18 protein-coding genes and 1 pseudogene are annotated in these 20516 nt (G+C 57.5%); 8 read left to right on the top strand and 11 right to left on the bottom strand.

From position 1 onward, the window contains the following. The first annotated feature begins 64 nt into the window (after positions 1 to 64). The 3 genes from kduD to FO014_RS23595 all read left to right on the top strand — a co-directional run bounded on the left by kduD (position 65) and on the right by FO014_RS23595 (position 3150). On the top strand, positions 65 to 826 hold the full coding sequence (kduD, locus tag FO014_RS23585) for a 2-dehydro-3-deoxy-D-gluconate 5-dehydrogenase KduD (RefSeq protein WP_160031284.1): 762 nt from the start codon (positions 65 to 67) through the stop codon (positions 824 to 826). A gap of 203 nt (positions 827 to 1029) precedes the next feature. Next, complete coding sequence (locus FO014_RS23590) at positions 1030 to 1578, top strand: metal-dependent hydrolase (protein WP_105230839.1); 549 nt, start codon at positions 1030 to 1032, stop codon at positions 1576 to 1578. 180 nt (positions 1579 to 1758) lie between these two features. Next, a complete protein-coding gene (locus FO014_RS23595; protein ID WP_105230838.1) occupies positions 1759 to 3150 on the top strand; it encodes an L-cystine transporter in 1392 nt (463 codons plus the stop codon). A 16-nt stretch (positions 3151 to 3166) separates the two neighbouring features. On the opposite strand, the pseudogene FO014_RS23600 reads toward FO014_RS23595, so the two are convergent. From FO014_RS23600 to phnW, 3 genes and pseudogenes are all read right to left on the bottom strand, one after another. After that, positions 3167 to 4412: pseudogene (locus FO014_RS23600) on the bottom strand (IS3 family transposase). Positions 4413 to 4512: 100 nt separating this feature from the next. Beyond that, positions 4513 to 5322, bottom strand: a complete 810-nt coding sequence (phnX, locus tag FO014_RS23605; RefSeq protein ID WP_160031285.1) for a phosphonoacetaldehyde hydrolase — start codon at positions 5320 to 5322, stop codon at positions 4513 to 4515. Between the two features lie 9 nt (positions 5323 to 5331). Beyond that, a complete protein-coding gene (gene phnW / locus FO014_RS23610) occupies positions 5332 to 6435 on the bottom strand; it encodes a 2-aminoethylphosphonate--pyruvate transaminase (RefSeq protein WP_160031286.1) in 1104 nt (367 codons plus the stop codon). 145 nt (positions 6436 to 6580) lie between these two features. Here phnW and phnR point away from each other — a divergent pair, with 145 nt between their 5' ends. Next, on the top strand, positions 6581 to 7300 hold the full coding sequence (phnR, locus tag FO014_RS23615; protein WP_160031287.1) for a phosphonate utilization transcriptional regulator PhnR: 720 nt from the start codon (positions 6581 to 6583) through the stop codon (positions 7298 to 7300). 46 nt (positions 7301 to 7346) lie between these two features. Here the strand turns inward: phnR and FO014_RS23620 are convergent, their stop codons facing one another. The 3 genes from FO014_RS23620 to kdgR all read right to left on the bottom strand — a co-directional run bounded on the left by FO014_RS23620 (position 7347) and on the right by kdgR (position 9114). Continuing rightward, positions 7347 to 7679, bottom strand: coding sequence for a DUF1493 family protein (locus FO014_RS23620; protein ID WP_105230834.1), 333 nt, complete (start codon positions 7677 to 7679; stop codon positions 7347 to 7349). Next, positions 7673 to 8131, bottom strand: a complete 459-nt coding sequence (locus FO014_RS23625) for an STM2901 family protein (RefSeq protein WP_160031288.1) — start codon at positions 8129 to 8131, stop codon at positions 7673 to 7675. The genes FO014_RS23620 and FO014_RS23625 overlap by 7 nt, the downstream gene beginning before the upstream one ends. Before the next feature lie 191 nt (positions 8132 to 8322). Continuing rightward, positions 8323 to 9114, bottom strand: a complete 792-nt coding sequence (gene kdgR / locus FO014_RS23630; RefSeq protein ID WP_160031289.1) for a DNA-binding transcriptional regulator KdgR — start codon at positions 9112 to 9114, stop codon at positions 8323 to 8325. A 202-nt stretch (positions 9115 to 9316) separates the two neighbouring features. On the opposite strand from kdgR, the gene FO014_RS23635 reads away from it, so the two are divergent. Continuing rightward, positions 9317 to 10690: an MFS transporter gene (locus tag FO014_RS23635; protein WP_160031290.1), complete on the top strand. Its 1374-nt coding sequence runs from the start codon at positions 9317 to 9319 to the stop codon at positions 10688 to 10690. A gap of 59 nt (positions 10691 to 10749) precedes the next feature. Here FO014_RS23635 and htpX read toward each other — a convergent pair whose 3' ends face one another. Further along, positions 10750 to 11628, bottom strand: a complete 879-nt coding sequence (htpX, locus tag FO014_RS23640) for a protease HtpX (protein WP_105230831.1) — start codon at positions 11626 to 11628, stop codon at positions 10750 to 10752. A 353-nt stretch (positions 11629 to 11981) separates the two neighbouring features. Between htpX and FO014_RS23645 the strand changes: the two genes are divergently transcribed. Next, positions 11982 to 12224: a hypothetical protein gene (locus FO014_RS23645; protein ID WP_160031291.1), complete on the top strand. Its 243-nt coding sequence runs from the start codon at positions 11982 to 11984 to the stop codon at positions 12222 to 12224. A 193-nt stretch (positions 12225 to 12417) separates the two neighbouring features. Here FO014_RS23645 and FO014_RS23650 read toward each other — a convergent pair whose 3' ends face one another. The 4 genes from FO014_RS23650 to FO014_RS23665 form a co-directional block, all read right to left on the bottom strand. Further along, the gene (locus FO014_RS23650; protein WP_160031292.1) at positions 12418 to 12834 is read right to left on the bottom strand and encodes a lysozyme inhibitor LprI family protein; all 417 of its coding nucleotides are present in this window, start codon (positions 12832 to 12834) and stop codon (positions 12418 to 12420) included. Between the two features lie 191 nt (positions 12835 to 13025). Next, positions 13026 to 15074, bottom strand: coding sequence for a carboxy terminal-processing peptidase (prc, locus tag FO014_RS23655; protein ID WP_160031293.1), 2049 nt, complete (start codon positions 15072 to 15074; stop codon positions 13026 to 13028). A 19-nt stretch (positions 15075 to 15093) separates the two neighbouring features. Next, positions 15094 to 15783 carry an RNA chaperone ProQ gene (gene proQ / locus FO014_RS23660; protein WP_160031294.1) on the bottom strand — a complete coding sequence of 230 codons (690 nt, stop codon included), beginning with the start codon at positions 15781 to 15783 and terminating at the stop codon, positions 15094 to 15096. A gap of 96 nt (positions 15784 to 15879) precedes the next feature. Beyond that, positions 15880 to 16377, bottom strand: a complete 498-nt coding sequence (locus tag FO014_RS23665) for a GAF domain-containing protein (protein ID WP_160031295.1) — start codon at positions 16375 to 16377, stop codon at positions 15880 to 15882. A 240-nt stretch (positions 16378 to 16617) separates the two neighbouring features. Here FO014_RS23665 and yebS point away from each other — a divergent pair, with 240 nt between their 5' ends. Beyond that, positions 16618 to 17865, top strand: coding sequence for a membrane integrity lipid transport subunit YebS (gene yebS, locus FO014_RS23670; protein WP_160031296.1), 1248 nt, complete (start codon positions 16618 to 16620; stop codon positions 17863 to 17865). Continuing rightward, positions 17834 to 20467, top strand: coding sequence for a PqiB family protein (locus FO014_RS23675; RefSeq protein WP_160031297.1), 2634 nt, complete (start codon positions 17834 to 17836; stop codon positions 20465 to 20467). The genes yebS and FO014_RS23675 overlap by 32 nt, the downstream gene beginning before the upstream one ends. The last annotated feature ends 49 nt before the right edge of the window (positions 20468 to 20516 follow it).

The raw sequence follows: 20516 nt of genomic DNA on the forward strand, positions 1-20516 counted from the left end.
TGCGCCGGCCGTCAAGCTGCAACCCTGTCCGTGCGGCCCGACCGCACAGCGAGAGAATATGTCTATGACCATCAATTCCTTTGATTTAACCGGCAAAGTCGCCATGGTAACCGGCTGCGACACCGGGCTCGGCCAAGGTATGGCAGTCGGGCTGGCACGGGCCGGCTGCGATATTATCGGCGTCAACCGCAGCGATCCCGAACAGACCAGTGCACAGGTTAACGCGCTGGGCCGGCGCTTTCTCAAGCTGCATGCCGATCTCAGCCGTACCGACGTCATCCCCGCGCTGATTGACAGTGCCGTCGCCGAATTCGGCCATATCGATATTCTGGTGAATAACGCCGGAATTATCCGCCGGGAAGACGCACTCGATTTCAGCGAGCAAGACTGGGACGACGTGATGAATATCAATACCAAGACGCTGTTTTTCCTGTCGCAGGCGGTGGCCCGGCAGTTTATCCGGCAGGGCGGCGGCGGTAAAATTATCAACATCGCCTCCATGCTGTCGTACCAGGGCGGCATCCGCGTGCCTTCTTATACCGCCTCCAAAAGCGCGGTGATGGGTCTGACCCGCCTGCTGGCCAACGAGTGGGCCAAACACGGCATCAACGTCAATGCTCTGGCGCCCGGCTATATGGCCACCAACAACACGCAGCAGCTGCGGGCCGACGCGGGGCGTAATCAGGAGATACTGGAGCGTATTCCCGCCGGCCGCTGGGGCGTGCCGCAGGATATGATGGGGCCGGTGGTCTTTTTGGCGTCATCGGCGTCTGACTATGTCAATGGCTACACGCTGGCAGTGGACGGCGGCTGGCTGGCGCGCTAAAACACGGCGTTTACCGGCTGGCGCACTGTTGCGCAGCCGGCATATCGCTGACGGAAAAGCAGGCTCCCCCCATACAAAAGCACCCAACTCTTTGTAAAGCAGAGTAAAACAAACAATTAGTTACAGCGTCACCTATTCCATTACTGGGAAAATCCCCATATACTGGATAAATTACCAGTTTACCAGTCGGAATAGCAACCAGCATGACCGCGGAAGGACACCTTATTTTTTCTGTCGCTTGCGCGATCTTCGCCAAGAAGGCGGAAGTGACGCCGGTACTCGCCGACGGCGACTGGTGGCATATCATCCCCGCCGCCCTGCTGACCTCACTGCTGCCTGATATCGATCATCCCAAATCGCTGCTCGGCCAGCGCCTCAGCTGGATCGCCAAGCCGATCGCCCGCGCCTTTGGCCACCGTGGCTTCACCCACAGTCTGCTGGCCATCGCCGGCGGCATGATGCTGTTCCAGCTGAACGTACCGCGCAGCTGGCCCATTCCCGCCGATGCGCTGCACGCCATGATTATCGGCTACTTCAGTCACCTGGTCGCCGATATGCTCACGCCGTCCGGCGTGCCGCTGCTCTGGCCCTGCCGCTGGCGCTTTCGTCTGCCTCTGCTCAATTCGCAGCAGGGTAATCAATTGGAGCGCGTGTTGTGCCTCGCACTGGTCGCCTTTGCCATTTACTGGCCGGGCGGCTGCACCATTCCGGTGCAGTCATATTTTGAACAGTTGAAAAATATTAGATGGTGATCACAAAAAACCGACCGTTTTATCACCCAACTGCTGAGATTTCAATCAAATTAAAAACAAAAGTTATATAACATTCCATTTGGGTATAAGCCCGCACCCCGGCAAACTGTTACGATATTTACATCGCTACACACTGGTGCGTAGCCATTTTTATATAAGAAAAGATTTGGAGACACGGGGATGAATTTACCGCTCGTCATTAACGTGGTGGTTTTTGTCGCCCTCCTTTTGCTGTTGGCGCAATCCCGCCATAAGCAATGGAGCCTGGCGAAAAAAGTACTGGTAGGTCTGGTGCTCGGCGTAGTGTTTGGCCTGGCGCTGCAGCTGATCTACGGTGCGGAAAACCCACTGCTGAAAGAATCCATCAGCTGGTTCAACATTGTCGGCAACGGCTATGTGCAACTGCTGCAAATGGTTGTCATGCCACTGGTGTTCGTCTCGATCCTGAGCGCGGTCGCCAAGCTGCATAACGCCTCCTCACTCGGCAAGATCAGTTTCCTGTCGATCGGCACGCTGCTGTTCACCACGCTGATCGCCGCGCTGGTGGGGGTGTTGGTCACCAACCTGTTCGGCCTGAGCGCCGAAGGTCTGGTGCAGGGCACGCAGGAAAGCGCACGTCTGGCCGCTATTCAGAGCAACTATGTCGGTAAAGTCGCCGACCTGACGGTGCCGCAGCTGGTGCTGTCGTTCGTGCCGAAAAACCCGTTTGCCGATCTGACCGGCGCCAGCCCGACCTCGATCATCAGCGTGGTGATTTTCGCCGCCTTCCTCGGCGTGGCCGCGCTGCAGCTGCTGAAGGACGATCAGGCGAAAGGCCAGCGCGTCCTGACCGCTATCGATACCCTGCAGTCCTGGGTGATGAAGCTGGTGCGCCTGGTGATGAAGCTGACGCCATACGGCGTGATGGCGCTGATGACCAAAGTGGTTGCCAGCTCCAACATTCATGAGATCATCAAGCTGGGCAGCTTTGTGGTCGCCTCCTACCTCGGCCTGGCGATTATGTTCGGCGTACATGCGCTGCTGCTGAGCTTTACCGGCGTTAATCCGGTGAAATTCTTCCGTAAAGTGTGGCCGGTGATCACCTTCGCCTTTACCAGCCGTTCCAGCGCCGCCAGCATTCCGCTGAATGTGGAAGCGCAGACTCGTCGCCTGGGCGTACCGGAGTCGATCGCCAGCTTCTCGGCATCGTTCGGCGCCACCATCGGTCAGAACGGCTGTGCCGGTCTGTATCCGGCAATGCTGGCGGTTATGGTTGCGCCAACCGTCGGCATCAACCCGCTGGATCCGATGTGGATTGCCACGCTGGTTGGTATTGTCACCGTCAGTTCCGCAGGCGTTGCCGGCGTGGGCGGCGGCGCCACCTTCGCCGCGCTGATCGTACTGCCGGCGCTCGGCCTGCCGGTCACGCTGGTCGCCCTGCTGATCTCCGTTGAGCCGCTGATCGATATGGGCCGTACCGCGCTGAACGTCAGCGGTTCAATGACCGCCGGTACCGTCACCAGCCAGCTGATGAAGCAAACCGACAAGTCGGTGATGGACAGCGAAGACGACGTGGAGCTGGCTCACCAGTAATTCCCCGTCACAATGACTAGTCCTGATATAGGTTGACACTTTTCAGCCTTATAACGCCCGATGAACCTCATCGGGCGTTTTGTATTGTAGCGACAGATGCGGTCGCCGTGCGTTGTAGATTTCCACAGACTGCCTGACCATCTTTCTTGCCTGCACGATGTCTTTCGGTTTGCCAAGCAGGTATTCCGTTTTCAGTATCCCGTTTATCCTCTCCGCCAGCGCATTCTGGTAACAGTCATACCCGTCTGTCATCGAACAGGTGACGCCATGTCGCTTGTGTAACGTCTGATATTCCTGCGAGCAGTACTGGATCCCCCGGTCCGAGTGATGTACCAACGGAGCTGCGGTGCGCCTGCTGGCCAGCGCCATTTTGAACGCACAGGCGACATGCCGGGTATGCAGGCTGTCATGCACATGATACCCCACGATTTTTCTCGACCACGCATCCGTTATCAGACTGATATACGCCGTTCCTGTTTTCAGCGGCAGATAGGTGATATCCGCTACCCACACCTGTTCCGGGCGGCTGGCTATAACCTGATGTTCTCCCGCTTTCAGCAAGTTGGGATGACGGTAAAAACGATGATGGCTGTGCGTTGTCTTATGATACGCCCGTTTAGGCATCACCAGTAAACGGGCGCAGCGCAGTATCCGGAACAGGCGGTCTCGCCCCACATGCACGGGGGCTTCCGGCTGCTGTCGCAGTAAGTGGTGCAGCTTGCGTGTACCCAGTCGGGGCTGGTGTAAGCGGATAGCGGTCACCTGCTCCACTATATGGTGGGCTTGCTCTTCTCTTCCACGTTCACGTTGCAAGGACTGATACCATGCCTGCCGGCTGATACCCATCCACCGGCAGGCGCGTGCTACCGTGAGTCGTGGCGCTTGTGTTTGCGCGATAAGGCAGCCAACTGCTTTTTTGTCAGGGTAGCTCCGAACTCGGTATTCATCACTTTTACGACGGCTTCAAAGAACTGCGCTTTGACTTCAGATTCAGCCAGTTGCTGTTCGAGTTCTTTGATGCGCTGTTCAGGAGTCAGGGGTAACTTGGGCATATCATCTCCGCACAGTCTGGTTGAAGAGGACGAACGCCAGTCGAGTTGGCCATATTTACGCAGCCAGTTCATGACGGTATGACTGCCCTGGATACCGTAGCGGTCTTGTGCCTGACGGTAAGTCATCTCGCCTTTTTCGACCTGTTGGACGACGGCCAATTTAAAGGATAGAGGGTAATCGCGTTGCGTGCGTTTAACATACTGGTTCATCACACTTTCCTCTGTTCGTGAGTAAAATGTGTCAACGCTATTTAGGACGGGTCACAACAAAAAAACCGGCGCCCTGAGCGCCGGTTTTTTATGCCTGCCGCTACGGCCGCTCGCCGTTTGCCAGCCGCCGGTCGATCGCGTCCAATATGCCCGGCAACTCCGCCAGCGTGTCAATCACGTAATGGGCGCCGGCGGCATAGAGCTTCTCCGCCGCCAGCCCACGCCGCCGCGCTACCTCGGCGGCATCCATCCGTTGGTACTCCTGCCACTGAACACCGAACTCATTGCCGGACAGCGCCAGTCCCACGCTCCACATGCCGGCATTCAGCCCTTCGGCAATGCCCGGCACGGCATCATCCACCTTCACGCAGTGGCCGACGGCGTCGACGCCCAGCGCAATCACATTCTGCAGCGCCATCCACGGCCCCGGGCGGCCGCCGGCAGCCAGATCGTCCGTCGCCACCCAATAGTCCGGCGCATAGCCGCGTGCAGCGGCGGCCGGCGCCAGCACGTCCATCACCGCGCGCGGATAGCCGGAACAGGAGCCGATTTTTATACCCTGCCGCCGCAGTTCGGCAATCACCTCGGGCACGCCGGCAATCGGCTCGGCGAAATCCACCACCTTGGCAATCTGCAGCGGCATAAACGCCTGGTACAGCGCATCGATATCCTGAGGAGTCATTGAGCGCCCCAGCTTCGCCCGCCAGCGGGCGTCAATCCCGGGCAGTTTGCCCAGCGCCTCGATATGCTGCCATTTGCCCAACCCCATCGGAATACGCGCCTCCTCCAGAGTGATGTCGATACCAAAGGTCTGTTGGAAGGCCTCGACGAAAATCTGTGTCGGCGCAAAGGAGCCAAAATCCACCGTGGTGCCGGCCCAGTCGAGAATAACGGCGTTAACCTGTTGCATCACAACTCCTTATTGTTGCCAGTACATGGCGCGACCGACGGCGTCCAGCAGACGGTCGATATCCTGCGGATAGACCTCGCCGATGTTGCCGATACGGAAACAGTCGCTGTGCGACACTTTGCCGGGGTAGATAACAAACCCCTGGCGTTTTAAACGTTGGTAAAACTCGCCGAAGCGGTAATTTCCCGCCCGTGGGGAGTAAAACGCGGTGATAATCGGCGAGTGCAGCGCATCATCCAGCAGGGTTTCAAACCCCAGTGCGCGCATCCCCGCCACCAACCGGCGCTGGTTTTCACCATAACGCGCATAGCGCGCGGCGATACCGCCCTCCAGATCCAGCTCACGCAGCGCCTGCGCAAAAGCCAGTACGCTGTGGGTCGGTGAGGTGAAACGCCACTTTCCGGCGTGGTCTTCCATACAGCGCCACTGGGCATACAGATCCAACGACAGAGAACGCGAACGGCCGACGCATTTTTCCAGTTCGCTGCGTCGGGCGATCACAAAGGCGAAACCCGGCACGCCCTGAATGCATTTGTTGGCCGAGCTGATCAGAAAATCGATCCCCAACTGCTCCACGTCCAGCGGAATGCCGCCGAAGCTGCTCATCGCGTCAACGATAAAGGTCTTCCCCCGGCGTGCCGCCAGCGCCGCCACCTGCGCCAACGGATTAAGCATGCCGGTGGTGGTTTCACAATGCACCATTGCGATATGGCTGATGCGCGCATCGGCCAGCAGCAGCGCTTCCATCGCCGCCACGTCAGGTTCCGCCACTTCTCCGCAGTCATAACAGTGGTGATCGATGCCCATCAGCGCCGCCATCTCCGCCATTCGCGCGCCATAGGCGCCGTTGCTGACGATCAGCACCTTATCCTGCACGCCGAACGCCGTCCCCAGCACCGCTTCCACCGCATAGCTGCCGCTGCCCTGCAGCAGCACCGAGGTGTAGCCGGACGAGGCGGTGGCCAATGTTTCCAGGCGGGCGCGAATCGTCTGGACTACGCCGATATTGTAATCCTCATCCCAGGTACAGCTGTCGAACAGCATTGCCTGCTTCACCGTATCAGAGGTGGTCAGCGGGCCGGGCGTCAACAGCAGGTAATCGCGATCGTTCATCTTTTTACCCTTCCGATTGGTCTATACCAGATGCGCGCATTGTGCCGGTTAAGCATTCCACAGGTCAAACGCCAACCGCCCCTGAAACAAAAAATTCATCCGGGCATGTATAATGGAGCCTGCCGACATGCCATAGCGAGATAACATGAAACACCCTCAGGGCGATCTCCCCCACTATCTGCAGATCAAAGCGCAGTTACAGTCACGGATTAGCAGCGGTGCGCTGAAGGCCGGGGATAAGCTGCCCTCCGAACGGGAGCTGTGCGTGGCCTTTTCCACTACGCGTATCACCATTCGAGAAAGCCTGGCGCAGTTGGAGGCCAGCGGCGCCATCTATCGTGCCGACCGCCGCGGCTGGTTTGTCACGCCCGAACGGCTGCGACTGGACCCGACGCAGAACACCAATTTTCACCGTTTATGTCAGGAACAGGGACGGCAGGCGCGCACTGCGCTGCTGGCGGGGGAACACGTCGGCGCATCGCCGGAGGTGGGACAGGCATTGGCGCTCGAGCCAGGCGCGCGGATCTACCTGCTGCGCCGGGTGCGCTATGCCGACGAACGGGCCATCTGTTATTGCGAGAACCACTGTTTACCGCAGCGGGTGCCGGGGCTGCTGCAGCACGATCTGAACGGCAGCCTGACCGAGATTTATCAGCAGCATTACCAACTGCTCTACAGCAGCATGCACCTGTCGTTTTACCCCACCGCGCTGCCGCCCGAGGCCGCCGCCGCGCTGGGGGCAATGGTCGGCCTGCCCGCCCTGCTGCTGCGCCGTCTGAATTACGATCGGCACGGGCACATTCTTGATTTTGATATTGAGTACTGGCGCCATGACAGCCTGCGTATTGAGGTCGATACACAGTAAACGTCTGCATGGAAGTGGAATCGGCGCATGATGGAGTCAGCGTCAGTTAATCATACAGCCAACGCCCGGCCTTGGCAGACTCGGCGAACATACGCACGGTTAAAGGCTTTCTGGTCTTTTCTACATCAGCTTTTTGGTATTTGGTCCAACGCTCCCAACGAGATAAATTTTCCCAAGGGTAGTAGTAGCGCATATCGATGGACGATACATCTACATCGAATTTTTCAGCGTAGTCCTCAATCGCATAGAAGAATTCGTCACCTACAGCGTAGTCCTGCAGCATAGTATCCAGTTCAAGCGGAACCATCTTCATCGTCCAGGTAAGAGGAACAGATAACTCATCGCGGAAAAAATCTAAAACCTCCTGCTCCGTTACCATAGCTTGTCACTCCCACGGGCAATAGTGTTGTACTTAACCACCGTCCGAAAAGAAATCTCGGTAATGTCTTTCGCCAAAATAATCCACCCAAGGACAGGTACAGCGCGCCCCACAAATGTTCCCAACTTACGCGTTAAAATAACTCTCATTGTAGAGGGAGGATATCCTCCAACAACAGACGGTAATTTTATATTACCGGGAAAAGTTTTGTTGCCGAATACCTTACGAGCCCCCCGGGAAACATAGGAGGTATCAGTAATATTTCCTCTAAATTTGCCCCGGGTTTTTGAAACATTGAATCCCCCCAAGATAGCGGCAACCGCCCCAACATCCTGAATGCCTAATTGGTTAGCTGTCTCTTCACAGAAGATCATGAAAAACAGCTCACCGATGCTTAGATGATATCTCTCCGCATAGAAATAGCGCCCACCTAATTCTTCAATCGTGTCCATTTACCGTGCTTTCCCTTTGTTGTTCTCCTGGTAAAAGATACTAACGCTCAGAAAACCGGCAGATAATCAGAGCGTTCTCGGGTTGGTGGTGATACTGAATTGGGCTCAGCAAGAAATATAAAAAAACCTGTCGTGAAGACAGGTTTTTCGGTCATCGGCAGGCGCTCATCATCGCCTTATACGGCACGCACTCAGAACGGGTAGTCGTGATAGCCCTGCTGTTCGGAAATAATACGCGCCGCATGGTGCAGCTGATGCACATAGCCGGCCTTCGCCTCTTCGGAGAAGCGGATGGTCGGGAACGAGATGCTCAGGCCGGCAATCACTACGCCGAAGCGGTCAAACACCGGCACCGCGATACAGCGCAGCCCTTCTTCCTGCTCCTCCACGTCTTCACCAAATCCTTGCTGGCGCACCTGCGTCAGCACCGGCAGCAGTTGCGCCGCGCTGGTGATGGTATGCGCCGTGCTGCGGGTGAACTCGATCTGCGACAAAATATCGCCCACTTCGGCCTCATCGCGCCACGCCAGCAGAACTTTGCCGATCGCCGTACTGTGCAGCGGGTTACGGCGACCGATACGGGAATACATGCGCAAATTGTATAAAGAATCAATTTTATGGATGTAAACGATACTGTCTTCATCCAGCGCGCCCAGATGGATTGTCTCGCGGGTCTGTTGCGACAGTTCGCGCATCTGGATATCCGCGCTGCGGATCAGATCCACATTCTGCAGCGATTTGGCGCCCAGTTCGAACAGCTTCAGCGTCAGGGAGTATTTTTCCGACTCCCCCTCCTGCGCCACGTAGCCCAATGATTTCATGGTTTGCAGAAAACGGTAAACGGTGCTTTTGGACATCATCACCCGCTGAGAAAGCTCGGTAATACCGATTTCGCGTTCCTCACCCAGCGCCTGCAAAATACCAAACACTTTCAGCACCGATGAAACCGCATCCGGTTGTTTATCTAGATCCGTATTCGCCATCAACAATCCCAGCCTATTTCCGTTTTAAGAAATTTAAACAAGGGTTTCAGTATAAGCGGAGCGCTTCATCCTGTGCAATGTAACCCGCAGAATAAGCGCTAGCCGCTCACCGCTGTTTACAATTAGCCGCCATCGGGCAGATACAATTAGCGTAAAAATTGTTAGCATGGTCACATTCCGCACGTTTATCTATGATTTCACTATGACACTCTCCAGCTCTGACGGGTTGCCCGTGCCGCAGCGCTACGGCGCAATCCTGGCCATTGCCCTTGGCATCACCGTTTCCGTACTCGACGGGGCCATCGCCAATGTTGCGCTGCCCACTATCGCCCGCGACCTTAACGCCAGCGCGGCCAACTCTATCTGGGTTATCAATGCTTATCAGCTGGCCATTACCGTCTCGCTGCTGTCGCTGGCCTCGCTGGGAGACTTGCTCGGCTACCGCCGTATCTACCAATGGGGGCTGTTGGTTTTTAGCCTGACGTCGCTGTTTTGCGCCCTGTCCGACAGCCTGACTACCCTGACTATTGCTCGCGTGCTGCAAGGGTTTGGCGCCGCAGCCATCATGAGCGTCAATACCGCGCTGATCCGCATTATCTATCCGCAGCGTTACCTCGGCCGCGGCCTGGCGATTAACGCGTTGATCGTCGCCTTCTCGTCCGCCGCCGGGCCAACGGTTGCCGCTGGCATTTTATCGTTCGCCTCCTGGCCGTGGCTGTTCGCGATAAATCTGCCGATCGGTCTGGCAGCGTGGCTGCTGGGCATGCGCTATCTGCCGGCCAACAGCCAGAAAAGCCGCGGGCGCTTTGACCCGCTCAGCGCCGTGATGAATGCGCTGACCTTTGGTTTGCTGATCGCCGCCCTCAGCGGCTTCGCCCAAGGTCAGAGTCTGACGCTGGTGGTGGCGGAACTGGCCGCCCTGCTGGTGATTGGCTGGTTTTTCGTACGCCGTCAGTTGCAGCAAAGCGCGCCGTTACTGCCGGTCGATTTGCTGCGTATCCCGATCTTTGCGCTGTCGATGGGCACCTCAATCTGCTCGTTCGCCGCCCAAATGCTGGCAATGGTGTCGCTGCCGTTCTTTCTTCAGCAGGTGTTAGGGCGTGACGAAGTCGCCACCGGTCTGCTGCTGACGCCCTGGCCGCTGGCGATCGTGGCAGTTGCGCCGCTTGCCGGCCGGCTGATTGAACATGTCCACGCCGGGCTGCTGGGCGCGCTGGGACTCGGCCTGTTCGCTCTTGGATTATTCCTGCTGGCGACGCTGCCGCAGAACCCGGCCGATCTGGACATCGTCTGGCGGATGGCGCTGTGCGGCATCGGTTTTGGCCTGTTTCAGTCGCCAAACAACCACACCATCATCTCTTCGGCGCCGCGTCACCGCAGCGGCGGGGCCAGCGGCATGCTGGGCACCGCACGCCTGCTGGGTCAGACCTCCGGCGCCGCACTGGTGGCGTTGATGTTCAACCTGTTTCCGGAGAACGGCACACATGCATCGCTGCTGCTGGCCGGCAGTTGCGCCACCTGTGCCGCGTTGGTCAGCGCCTTACGCATCCGTCAGCCGCGCGCCGCTGCGCACTAAATCGTCACCTTGTGACATAAAAAAACCCCGGCAAGCCGGGGTTTTTTAGTGATGCTGGATTACTTCAGATACTGACCGGAACGCAGCGCTTCAATACGCTTGTCCAACGGCGGGTGCGACATGAACAGCTCGCTGAAGGTTTTGGATTTACCGTTAATGCAGAACGCCATCATGCTGCCCGCTTCCTGCGGCTCGTAGCTGGTTTTCAGACGCTGCAGCGCAGCAATCATCTTCTCACGGCCCACCAGTTTGGCAGAGCCGGCATCCGCATGGAATTCACGGTGACGCGAGAACCACATGGTGATAATGCTCGCCAGAATGCCGAACACCAGCTCCAGCACCATGGAAACCGCGAAGTAGATCATCGGATTGCCGTTGCCTTCCCCTTCACCGTCACGGTTACCCAGGAAGCCAGCGGCCACCTGCGCCAACAGACGCGAGATAAAGATCACGAAGGTGTTCACCACCCCCTGAATCAGGGTCATGGTCACCATATCGCCGTTGGCGACGTGGCTGATTTCATGGGCGATAACCGCTTCCGCCTCATCACGGCTCATGCTTTGCAGCAAACCGGTGCTGACCGCGACCAACGATGCGTCACGACGCGCGCCGGTGGCGAAGGCGTTAATGTCCGGCGCGTGGTAAATCGCCACCTGCGGCATAGCAATGCCTGCCTGCTGAGACTGGCGACGTACGGTTTCCAACAGCCAGTTTTCGGTTTCATTACGCGGTTGTTCAATCACTTCCCCGCCGACGGAGCGCAGCGCCATCCATTTGGACATCAGCAGGGAGACAAACGCGCCGCCGAAACCAAACAAACCGGCCATGATCATCAGGCCCTGAACGCTACTGGATTGAATTCCTGTCAGGCTGAGCACCAGCCCGAAAACCAACATCACCGCCAGGTTGGTGAGCAGGAACAGAGCTATACGCATCATAAAATGTTTACTTCCTCATAAAATGTTAACAAGACGCTGCTGTAGATACTTTAGCAAGTATGGGCATCCGGCCCAGTTTCAAGCCAGGAAAGCCATTAACCCACTAAAAATACGAAACTTTACAAAAACGGCGTTTCCCGCCGGATTTACGAATTGTAAACGATTGTTGCGGCCGACGGGGAAGTTTTAGAGAAAACCCGCGGCAATTGCAGGTTTTTTATGCGGCCATACCGCACTTGCCGCTTGATGGCAAGGCGGTATAACGTGATAAGGTAACGGCGGCAAACGTATGGCGGGGCTTTACCCTCTTCCGTGAAGCATAATCACGATGGAAGATTAAAAAGCAGCATAATATGCCCGACGATAACGATCGCCGCGCAGGTCAAACGAAAGAGACGCATGTTGCTTCACTCAGTCTGGCAGATAAATCGATATTTACAGCTAAACACAAAGAAAACAACTGGAAAAAGTCTGATAAGGCCCACGGTCACAACGGATTGGAAGAGTATATTTATGATGTTCAACAAAGGTTTTATACGATTGGCGGGCGTGATATCCGTTGTTTCTGTCGCCACTGGCTTCACCCGCTGGCCTGACCTCATGTTTATTTCCAGCTGTGCGATGATCGTTATCTGGGCTCATGCCGAATGGGACTGGCGCCGCAAGGACAAATCCTGATCTCTGCACGCTGATGACCGCCCGATGGATTGAAACTTGGTTGCCGCAGGGCCGCCCTATGCGTCGGAAAGTCATAGCAGGCCATCCGGCAAGATTGCGCACCGACTATGATTAGCTAGCTGACGGCTCTCCTTCCAGCGTATCTAAGCGCCGGTAGTTCTCTGACGCGCTACAGAAGTCAGACTGATATTTAAAAGCGCTGCCGCGCCTGTCCATTCCCATAGTGATGTAAGCGCAATAATCGGTTCTATAATGCTCCCAGGATGTCTGCGCGGTTTCAAAAGCGACGCGATACTCAACATCCCCGAGTGCCGCCAGATCCTTTCTTATTTCCGCCAACCGCGCGTTAAGCCTCTGCTCAGAACGTGCAGATAAACGCGTGACGCACGCTAACAATGCCGGATAGTTTTCATTAACATTTATCTTCCGGCATGCCGCAGGATCCTTGGATATCAGCCCTTCAATGTCGGAAACGGCACCGGAAAAAACCGGCATACCGGCCAAAATGATAATGCCATATCTTTTCATCCTTTCGCTCCCTCGTTAACCCTCACCGCACCGCCCTTCGCCGTTGAAGTCATACATTCCATGTCATACGCCGGTCACCCTCTATGGCCAATAATCGCTGACTGGACTCCAGCCCCTATCACAATTTGTTGAACTTACGCCCATAAAAAAACGCACCCTAAGGTGCGCTTTTTACGTTCATCGGCCAGAAACTATTTACCGGCGGCAAGCTGCTGGGCCGGCTGCCCCTGCTCCAGATGGGCCAGATCCAGCGCAATATGCACGCTTTCATCCAGATACGGATCCGGCTCTTTGTAGTCTTTCGGCAGGTTGTCGAGCGACTTCAGCGGCTTCTTGCCGGCACGCTGCAGGCGTTCGTTAATCCGCTTCAGGCGCGTAGCGTCATCGTCGTGGTTCTCTTTCTCGCGCTGGGCCAGATTAAGCGAGACGATATTACGCTTGTCTTTCAGCGCCTTGTAGTGAGCAATATCCTGCGCAATGTATTGGAACTCCGGATCCTTGGCGATGCGTTGCTCGTGGTCCTTCAGCAGTGCCGGCTCAAACGGCTTCAGATCGCCAACCCGGCCGTAGGTGGCAGCGTTAATGCTGTCCCACGGCATCGCATTGTCTTCGAAGCTTTCTCCGGTTTCTGCCGGATCGACGCCGGTCGGCATCAGGATATCCGGCGTCACGCCCTTACGCTGGGTACTGCCGCCGTTCACCCGATAGAATTTCTGGATGGTGTACTGCACCGACCCCAACGCCGGCCACTCAGGGCGCAGCATCTGATCGTAGATACGGCTCAGCGAGCGGTATTGCTGTACGGTGCCTTTACCGAAGGTCGGCTCGCCGACGATCAGCGCACGGCCGTAATCCTGCATCGCTGCCGCGAAAATTTCCGACGCGGAGGCGCTGAAACGGTCAACCATCACCACCAGCGGCCCTTTGTAATAGGTCACGCCGTCGGTATCCGCATCTTCGCGGATTTTACCGTTGTTATCACGCACCTGCACTACCGGGCCGCTCGGGATAAACAGACCGGACAACGACACCGCTTCGGTCAGCGCGCCGCCGCCGTTGGTGCGCAGATCGATAATCACGCTCTTGACGTGCTGTTTGGCCATCTTCTGCAGCTGGACTTTGACGTCATCGGTAAGCCCGACGTAGAAGCCGGGAATATCCAGCACCGCGACTTTCTCTTTGCCGACGGTCTTGATAGTCATTTTCACCGCACGGTCTTCCAGACGGATGCGTTCACGCGTCAGGGTTACCACGCGGGTTTTGCTGCCCTTGCCGGCCGGCAGAATTTCCAGCCGTACCTTGCTGCCCTTCGGCCCTTTGATCAGGGAAACCACATCGTCAAGACGCCAGCCGATCACATCGACAATCGGCTTGCCGGTCTGGCCGACGCCGACGATGCGGTCGCCGACGGTAATCGACTTGCTTTTCGCCGCCGGGCCGCCCGGCACCATCGAGTTGATCAGGGTATAATCGTCATCCATCTGCAATACCGCGCCGATGCCTTCCAGCGACAGGCTCATCTCAGTGTTGAACTGTTCGGTATTGCGCGGAGAGAGATAGTTGGTATGCGGGTCGATTTCATGCGCAAAGGCATTCATCGCCAGCTGGAACACGTCTTCGCTGTTGCTTTGCGTCAGACGCTTGATCGCGAACTGATAACGCTTGGTCAGCGTTTCGCGAATTTCCTTATCGTTTTTGCCGGCCAGTTTCAGGCTCAGCTCATCGTACTTGACCTTGGCGTCCCACAGGCGGTCAAGTTCGGCATTATCTTTCGCCCACGGCGCTTTGCTGCGGTCGACGTCGATCGTATCGTTGCCGGTGAAATCCATCGGTTTTTTCAGCAACGACAGCGCGTAGGTGTAACGTTCGAAGCGGCGCTTCTGCGCCAGGTTGAACAGCGCGTATGACGTGGTCAGCTTACCGGTTTTCAGCTCTTCGCCGAAGGCGGTGCGCTTATCGGCAAACTGCGCGACATCGGAGGCCAGCAGAACGTTGTGGTTGTAGTCGAGCATATTCAGGTAGCGATCGAAGATCTTGCCTGAAAAATCCGCGTCCAACGCAAACTGACGATAATGAGAGCGAGTGAAGCGCGCCGTAACGCGCTCACTCACCGTAGCATGCTGCGGTTCCTGATGCAGCTGCGGCAGTTGGTCGATGCGGATGTTGGCGGTATCCGCACCGTAACTGACGCCAGCCCACATCAAGGCAGCGACTGCCGTTAATCTGACAAATTTGTTCATGCCTTAGTTGGCCTCCGTATCAGAACTGCAAGTGTTCTGCGCGCACAATCATCGCCAGACCGGAAGAGAGCTGTACACGTACGCCATCTTTAGCGATTTCGAGTACGGTAGCATCCATCGCGCTCTTGCCTGCTCTGACCTTGATTTCCTGGCCGATCTGCAGTGCGGAGATATCCGTGACGGGTACATGACGCTGCTGACTTTCTTCTTTGGCAGCGCGAGGCTTGCGGGCTTGCTGAGGACGCGGCTTGCGGTTTTCCGCTGCGGCGCCTTCACGGCGCGCAGCCGGTTTTTTACCTGCGGGACGCGGGCGGCGCGGCGCGGCGGCATCGCCGGCGGCCTCGCGCTTCTTGGCGTTCTGCTCGGCACGCTGGGCCTGAACGCGCGCTTTGGCTTCCTCAAGCTGCTGACGCGCGTGGTCAACGTGCTGCTGTTCCAGCTCGCCGCACGGGTTGCCGTCCAGGTCAACGCGCTGCGCGCCGACTTTAACGCCGTACAGGTAACGCCAGCTGGAGGTATACAGGCGCAGCGCAGAACGCAGTTGCGTTTTGCTCAGGTTTTCCTCCCCCTGCACGCGCTCCACCAAATCCTGAAAAATACCGATTTTAAGCGGGCGCGCTTCGCCCTCGGCGCTAAAGCAGAGCGGAAAACGCTCGGCAAGAAAAGCAATAACTTCTTTACTAGAGTTCAACTTAGGTTGATTTTCCATGAAATTTCCTGATTACAACGGTGTTGCCAACAAGCCGCAGGCATGAACAGGCGTCATTATAATGACGCCATCGCTAAATGCCACGTTAACCGTAGATCAACTTGCCGCTACAGTGACGTATTTCGCACAATCGCACTGCTCCAGCTGCGCGCAAAGCCCCGCCACCACTGCTTTCAGGCCTGCTTCATCCTGTTCGTCGAAGCGTTGATAAACTGTGCTGTCAATATCGAGAACGCCGATAACCTGACCGCCGACTTCCAGCGGCAGCACAATTTCGGCGTTGCTGGCGGCATCACAGGCGATGTGTCCCGGGAAGGCATGGACATCACCGACGCGCTGCACAGCGTTTTCTGACACCGCAGTGCCGCACACGCCCTTACCCACGGGGATTCGCACGCAGGCGATCTTGCCCTGGAACGGCCCCAGCACCAGTTGCCGGCCGTCCATCAGGTAGAAACCGGCCCAGTTCACCGCATCCAGGCGTTCGTTAATCAACGCACTGGCGTTGGAGAGCGCGGCAATAAAGTTGGTTTCACCATCCAGCAACGCACAGAGATCGCGTTTGAATTCCGCGTAGAATTGTTCTTTTGTCATGTAATAACCATTAAAACGCTGTAGATAACTTCAAGCCCGGGGCTTAACCCCTATAAAATAAGCATTAAATGCGTATAGTCACAAGGTTAATCATCTGTTACTTCACAAAACCCCGTCCGACAGGGTATGTTTGCCTCGCATAAACCGCGCTTTGCCGCGCTTTTTTCTCCTACGGGCAAAGGCAGCGTAATTTTCCAGCTACGCTAAGTAAACCGGCGGGCTTCAGAGCTATTGTTGACGATGAAAATACAGGCAATCACCGCCCCCCTTTCCAAAGCGCGCTACCAGCGCTGTTGCGAATGCGATCTGCTGTTCAGGCTGCCGGCGCTGAACGGCGGTCAGGCGGCCTATTGTCCGCGCTGCAACGCCAAAGTGGTCAACGGCCGCGACTGGTCGATGGCGCGGCTGACGGCCATGGCCGTCACCATGCTGCTGCTGATGCCGTTTGCCTTTGCCGAACCGCTGATCAACATTCGCCTGCTTGGTACGCCGATTCACGCCAGCCTGCTGGAAGGCATCTGGCAGATGAGCCGTCAGGGCGATCCTATCACAGCCAGTATGGTGGCGTTTTGCACTATTGGCGCACCGCTGACACTCGCGCTGTCGCTGCTGTACCTGCGCATCGGCCACCGACTGGGGATGAACCTGCGCCCGGTGCTGCTGATGCTGGAGCGGCTCAAAGAGTGGGTGATGCTGGATATCTATCTGATCGGCATGGCGGTAGCGGCGATTAAAGTCAAAGAGTACGCCGATATCGAAGCCGGCAACGCGCTGCTGGCCTACCTGGCGCTGACGCTGCTCAGCATCCTAACTCTGATACATATGAATCTGGAGCAGCTGTGGGAGCGTTACTATCCGCAGCACCAGCCGGAAGGTGCGCCAAACGCGCTGCACGTCTGCCTCTCCTGCCACTTCACCGGCTATCCGGACGCGCGCGGCCGCTGCCCGCGCTGCCACATTCCGATGTGCCGTCGCCAGCCCTACAGCCTGCAGAAAACCTGGGCGGCGCTGATCGCCGCAATGATTCTGCTGCTGCCGGCCAACCTGCTGCCGATCTCCATTATTTACGCCAACGGCGCGCGCATGGAAGACACCATTTTCTCCGGCGTGGTGTCGCTGGCCACCTCCGGCAATATGCCCATCGCCGCGATCGTCTTTATCGCCAGCGTACTGGTGCCGTTTACCAAGGTTATCGTACTGATCACGTTGCTGTTCAGCGTACACTTTAAGACCTGCCACAGCCTGAAAACCCGGATTCGCCTGCTGCGGCTGGTGAAGTGGATCGGCCGCTGGTCAATGCTCGATCTGTTTGTTATCGCCTTGATGATGTCGCTGGTTAACCGCGAACAATTATTGTCATTTACTATGGGACCGGCAGCCTTTTACTTTGGCTCTGCGGTCATTTTAACTATTCTTGCCGTTGAGTGGCTGGATAGCCGACTGATTTGGGATGCACATGCAACAGGAAACGCCGAATACGCCGACTGAAGCGCGGGTTAAAAACAAACGCCGCATTTCACCTTTTTGGTTACTGCCGTTTATCGCCCTGCTGATCGCCGGCTGGCTGGTGTACAACAATTTCCAGGAGCGCGGCACCACTATCACCATCGATTTCCAATCGGCGGCGGGCATCGTCGCCGGCCGTACGCCGGTACGCTATCAGGGCGTGGATGTCGGCACCGTCCAGTCGATCCGGCTGAGCAAAGATTTGGGCAAGATTGTGGTGGAGGCCAGCATCAAAAGCGAGCTGGAAGATTCACTGCGCGACGGCACCCAGTTCTGGCTGGTGACGCCGAAGGCCTCGCTGGCCGGCGTTTCCGGGCTGGATGCGCTGGTCGGCGGCAACTATATCGGTATGATGCCGGGCAGCGGCAAGGCGCAGACCCACTTCTCCGCGCTCGATACTCAACCCAAATATCGGCTCAATACCGGCGAGCTGATGATTCACCTGCATGCGGAAGATCTCGGTTCGCTGAATACCGGCTCACTGGTGTATTACCGTAAAATTCCGGTCGGCAAGGTGTACGACTACACCATCGCCAACGGTAATAAAGGCGTCACCATCGACGTGCTGATCGACCGCCGCTTCGCTAATCTGGTGAAAACCGACAGCCGCTTCTGGAACGTCTCCGGCTTTAAGGGCGACTTCAATCTGTCGGGCGCCTCGGTACAGATGGAGAGCCTGGCGGCGCTGGTCAACGGCGCCATCGCCTTCGACTCGCCGGAAAAGAGCCAACAGGCCAAGGCCGACCAGAGCTATCAGCTGTACCCTGACCTGGCCCGCAGCCAGCGCGGCGTCAGTATCACGCTGGATCTGCCGAGCGGCAATAACCTGAGCGCCAACCATACGCCGCTGATCTATCAGGGACTGCAGGTCGGCACCCTGACCAAACTGACGCTGCAGCAGGACAACAAAGTGACCGGCGAACTGACCATCGACCCGTCGGTGGTGGATCTGATGCGCAGCGGCACGCGCATCGCCATGCGCAGCCCGAAAATCAGCCTGAATGACGCCAAGCTCAGCCAGTTGCTGACCGGCAACACGCTGGAGCTGATCCCAGGCGACGGCGAACCGCAGCACCACTTCAACGTACTGGACAGCAGCGAAACGCTGCTGCAGCAGCCGGGCGTGCTCACCCTGTCGCTGAATGCGCCGCAGAGTTACGGCATTGACGTCGGCCAGCCGCTGATTATTCACGGTATCAAGGTCGGACAGGTGCTGAACCGCACGCTGACCAACAGCGGCGTCACCTTCCGTATTGCCGTCGACGCGCAGTACCGCGCGCTGGTGCACAAAGACAGCAAGTTTGTGGTCAACAGCCGTCTGGACGTCAAGCTGGGGCTGGACGGGATGGAAGTGGTCGGCGCCAGCGCCCAGGAGTGGCTGGACGGCGGCATCCGCATTATTCCCGGCAGCCGTGGCGAACCGGCAACGCAGTATCCGCTGTACGCCAACAGCGACAAGGCCAAGGCGGGCATCACCGGCAATGCGCCGGCGCCGACGCTGACGCTCACCGCCTCCAGCCTGCCGGACGTGCAGACCGGTTCGGTGGTGCTGTACCGCAAGTTCCAGGTGGGCGAAATTCTCGACATCCGTCCGAAAGCCAATGCGTTTGAGGTCGATGTGTATATCGACCCGCAATACCGCAAACTGCTGGGCAAGCAGACCGTCTTCTGGGCCGAAGGCGGCGCCAAAGTCCAGCTGAGCGGCAGCGGCCTGACGGTGCAGGCTTCACCGCTGAACCGGGCGCTGAAAGGCGCGATCAGCTTCGATAACCTGCAGGGCGTGGCGCTGGGCAAAGGCGACAAGCGGGTGCTGTACAGCAATGAAACCGCCGCCCGCGCGGTCGGCAGCCAAATCACCCTGCGCACCTATAACGCCAGCAAACTGGCCGCCGGCATGCCGATCCGCTACCTGGGCATCGATATCGGCCAGGTGGAGTCGATGCAGCTGTCGCCTGACCGCACCCAGGTGCTGGCGAAAGCCGTGCTGTACCCGGAATACGTGAACAACTTCGCCCGCTTTGGTACCCGCTTCTCCATCGTCTCGCCGGAGATTTCCGCCGCCGGGGTCAATAACCTTGATACCCTGCTGCAACCGTATATTAACGTTGAGCCAGGCCGCAGCAGCCGCCCGCTGCGCAGCTTTGAGCTGCAGGAAGCCAGTATCACCGACTCACGCTATCAGGACGGGCTGAGCGTGGTGCTCGACGCCGCCGAAACCGGTTCGCTGCAGATCGGCACGCCGGTGCTGTTCCGCGGCGTTGAGGTCGGCACCGTCACCGGCTTCTATCTGGGCGCGATGTCCGACCGGGTGCATGTCGCCCTGCGCATCAGCAAGAAATATCAGCATCTGGTGCGCAACAACAGCGTGTTCTGGCTGGCTTCCGGCTATAACCTGCAGTTCGGCCTGACCGGCGGCGTCATCAAGAGCGGCACCTTCCAGCAGTTTATCCGCGGCGGCATCGCCTTCGCCACGCCGCCTACCATCCCGCTGGCGCCGAAAGCCGCCGCCGGCAAGCACTTCATGCTTAATGCGGAAGAGCCGAAGGGGTGGCAAGCATGGGGAACCGCCATCCCGCGCGATTAACCTTAACGGGGCCTGTAACAACAGGCCCCGTTTTTTTGCGGCGCTGTGC

Origin of the sequence: Serratia rhizosphaerae, assembly GCF_009817885.1 — a bacterium.
In the GTDB taxonomy this organism is placed as follows: domain Bacteria; phylum Pseudomonadota; class Gammaproteobacteria; order Enterobacterales; family Enterobacteriaceae; genus Serratia_B; species Serratia_B rhizosphaerae.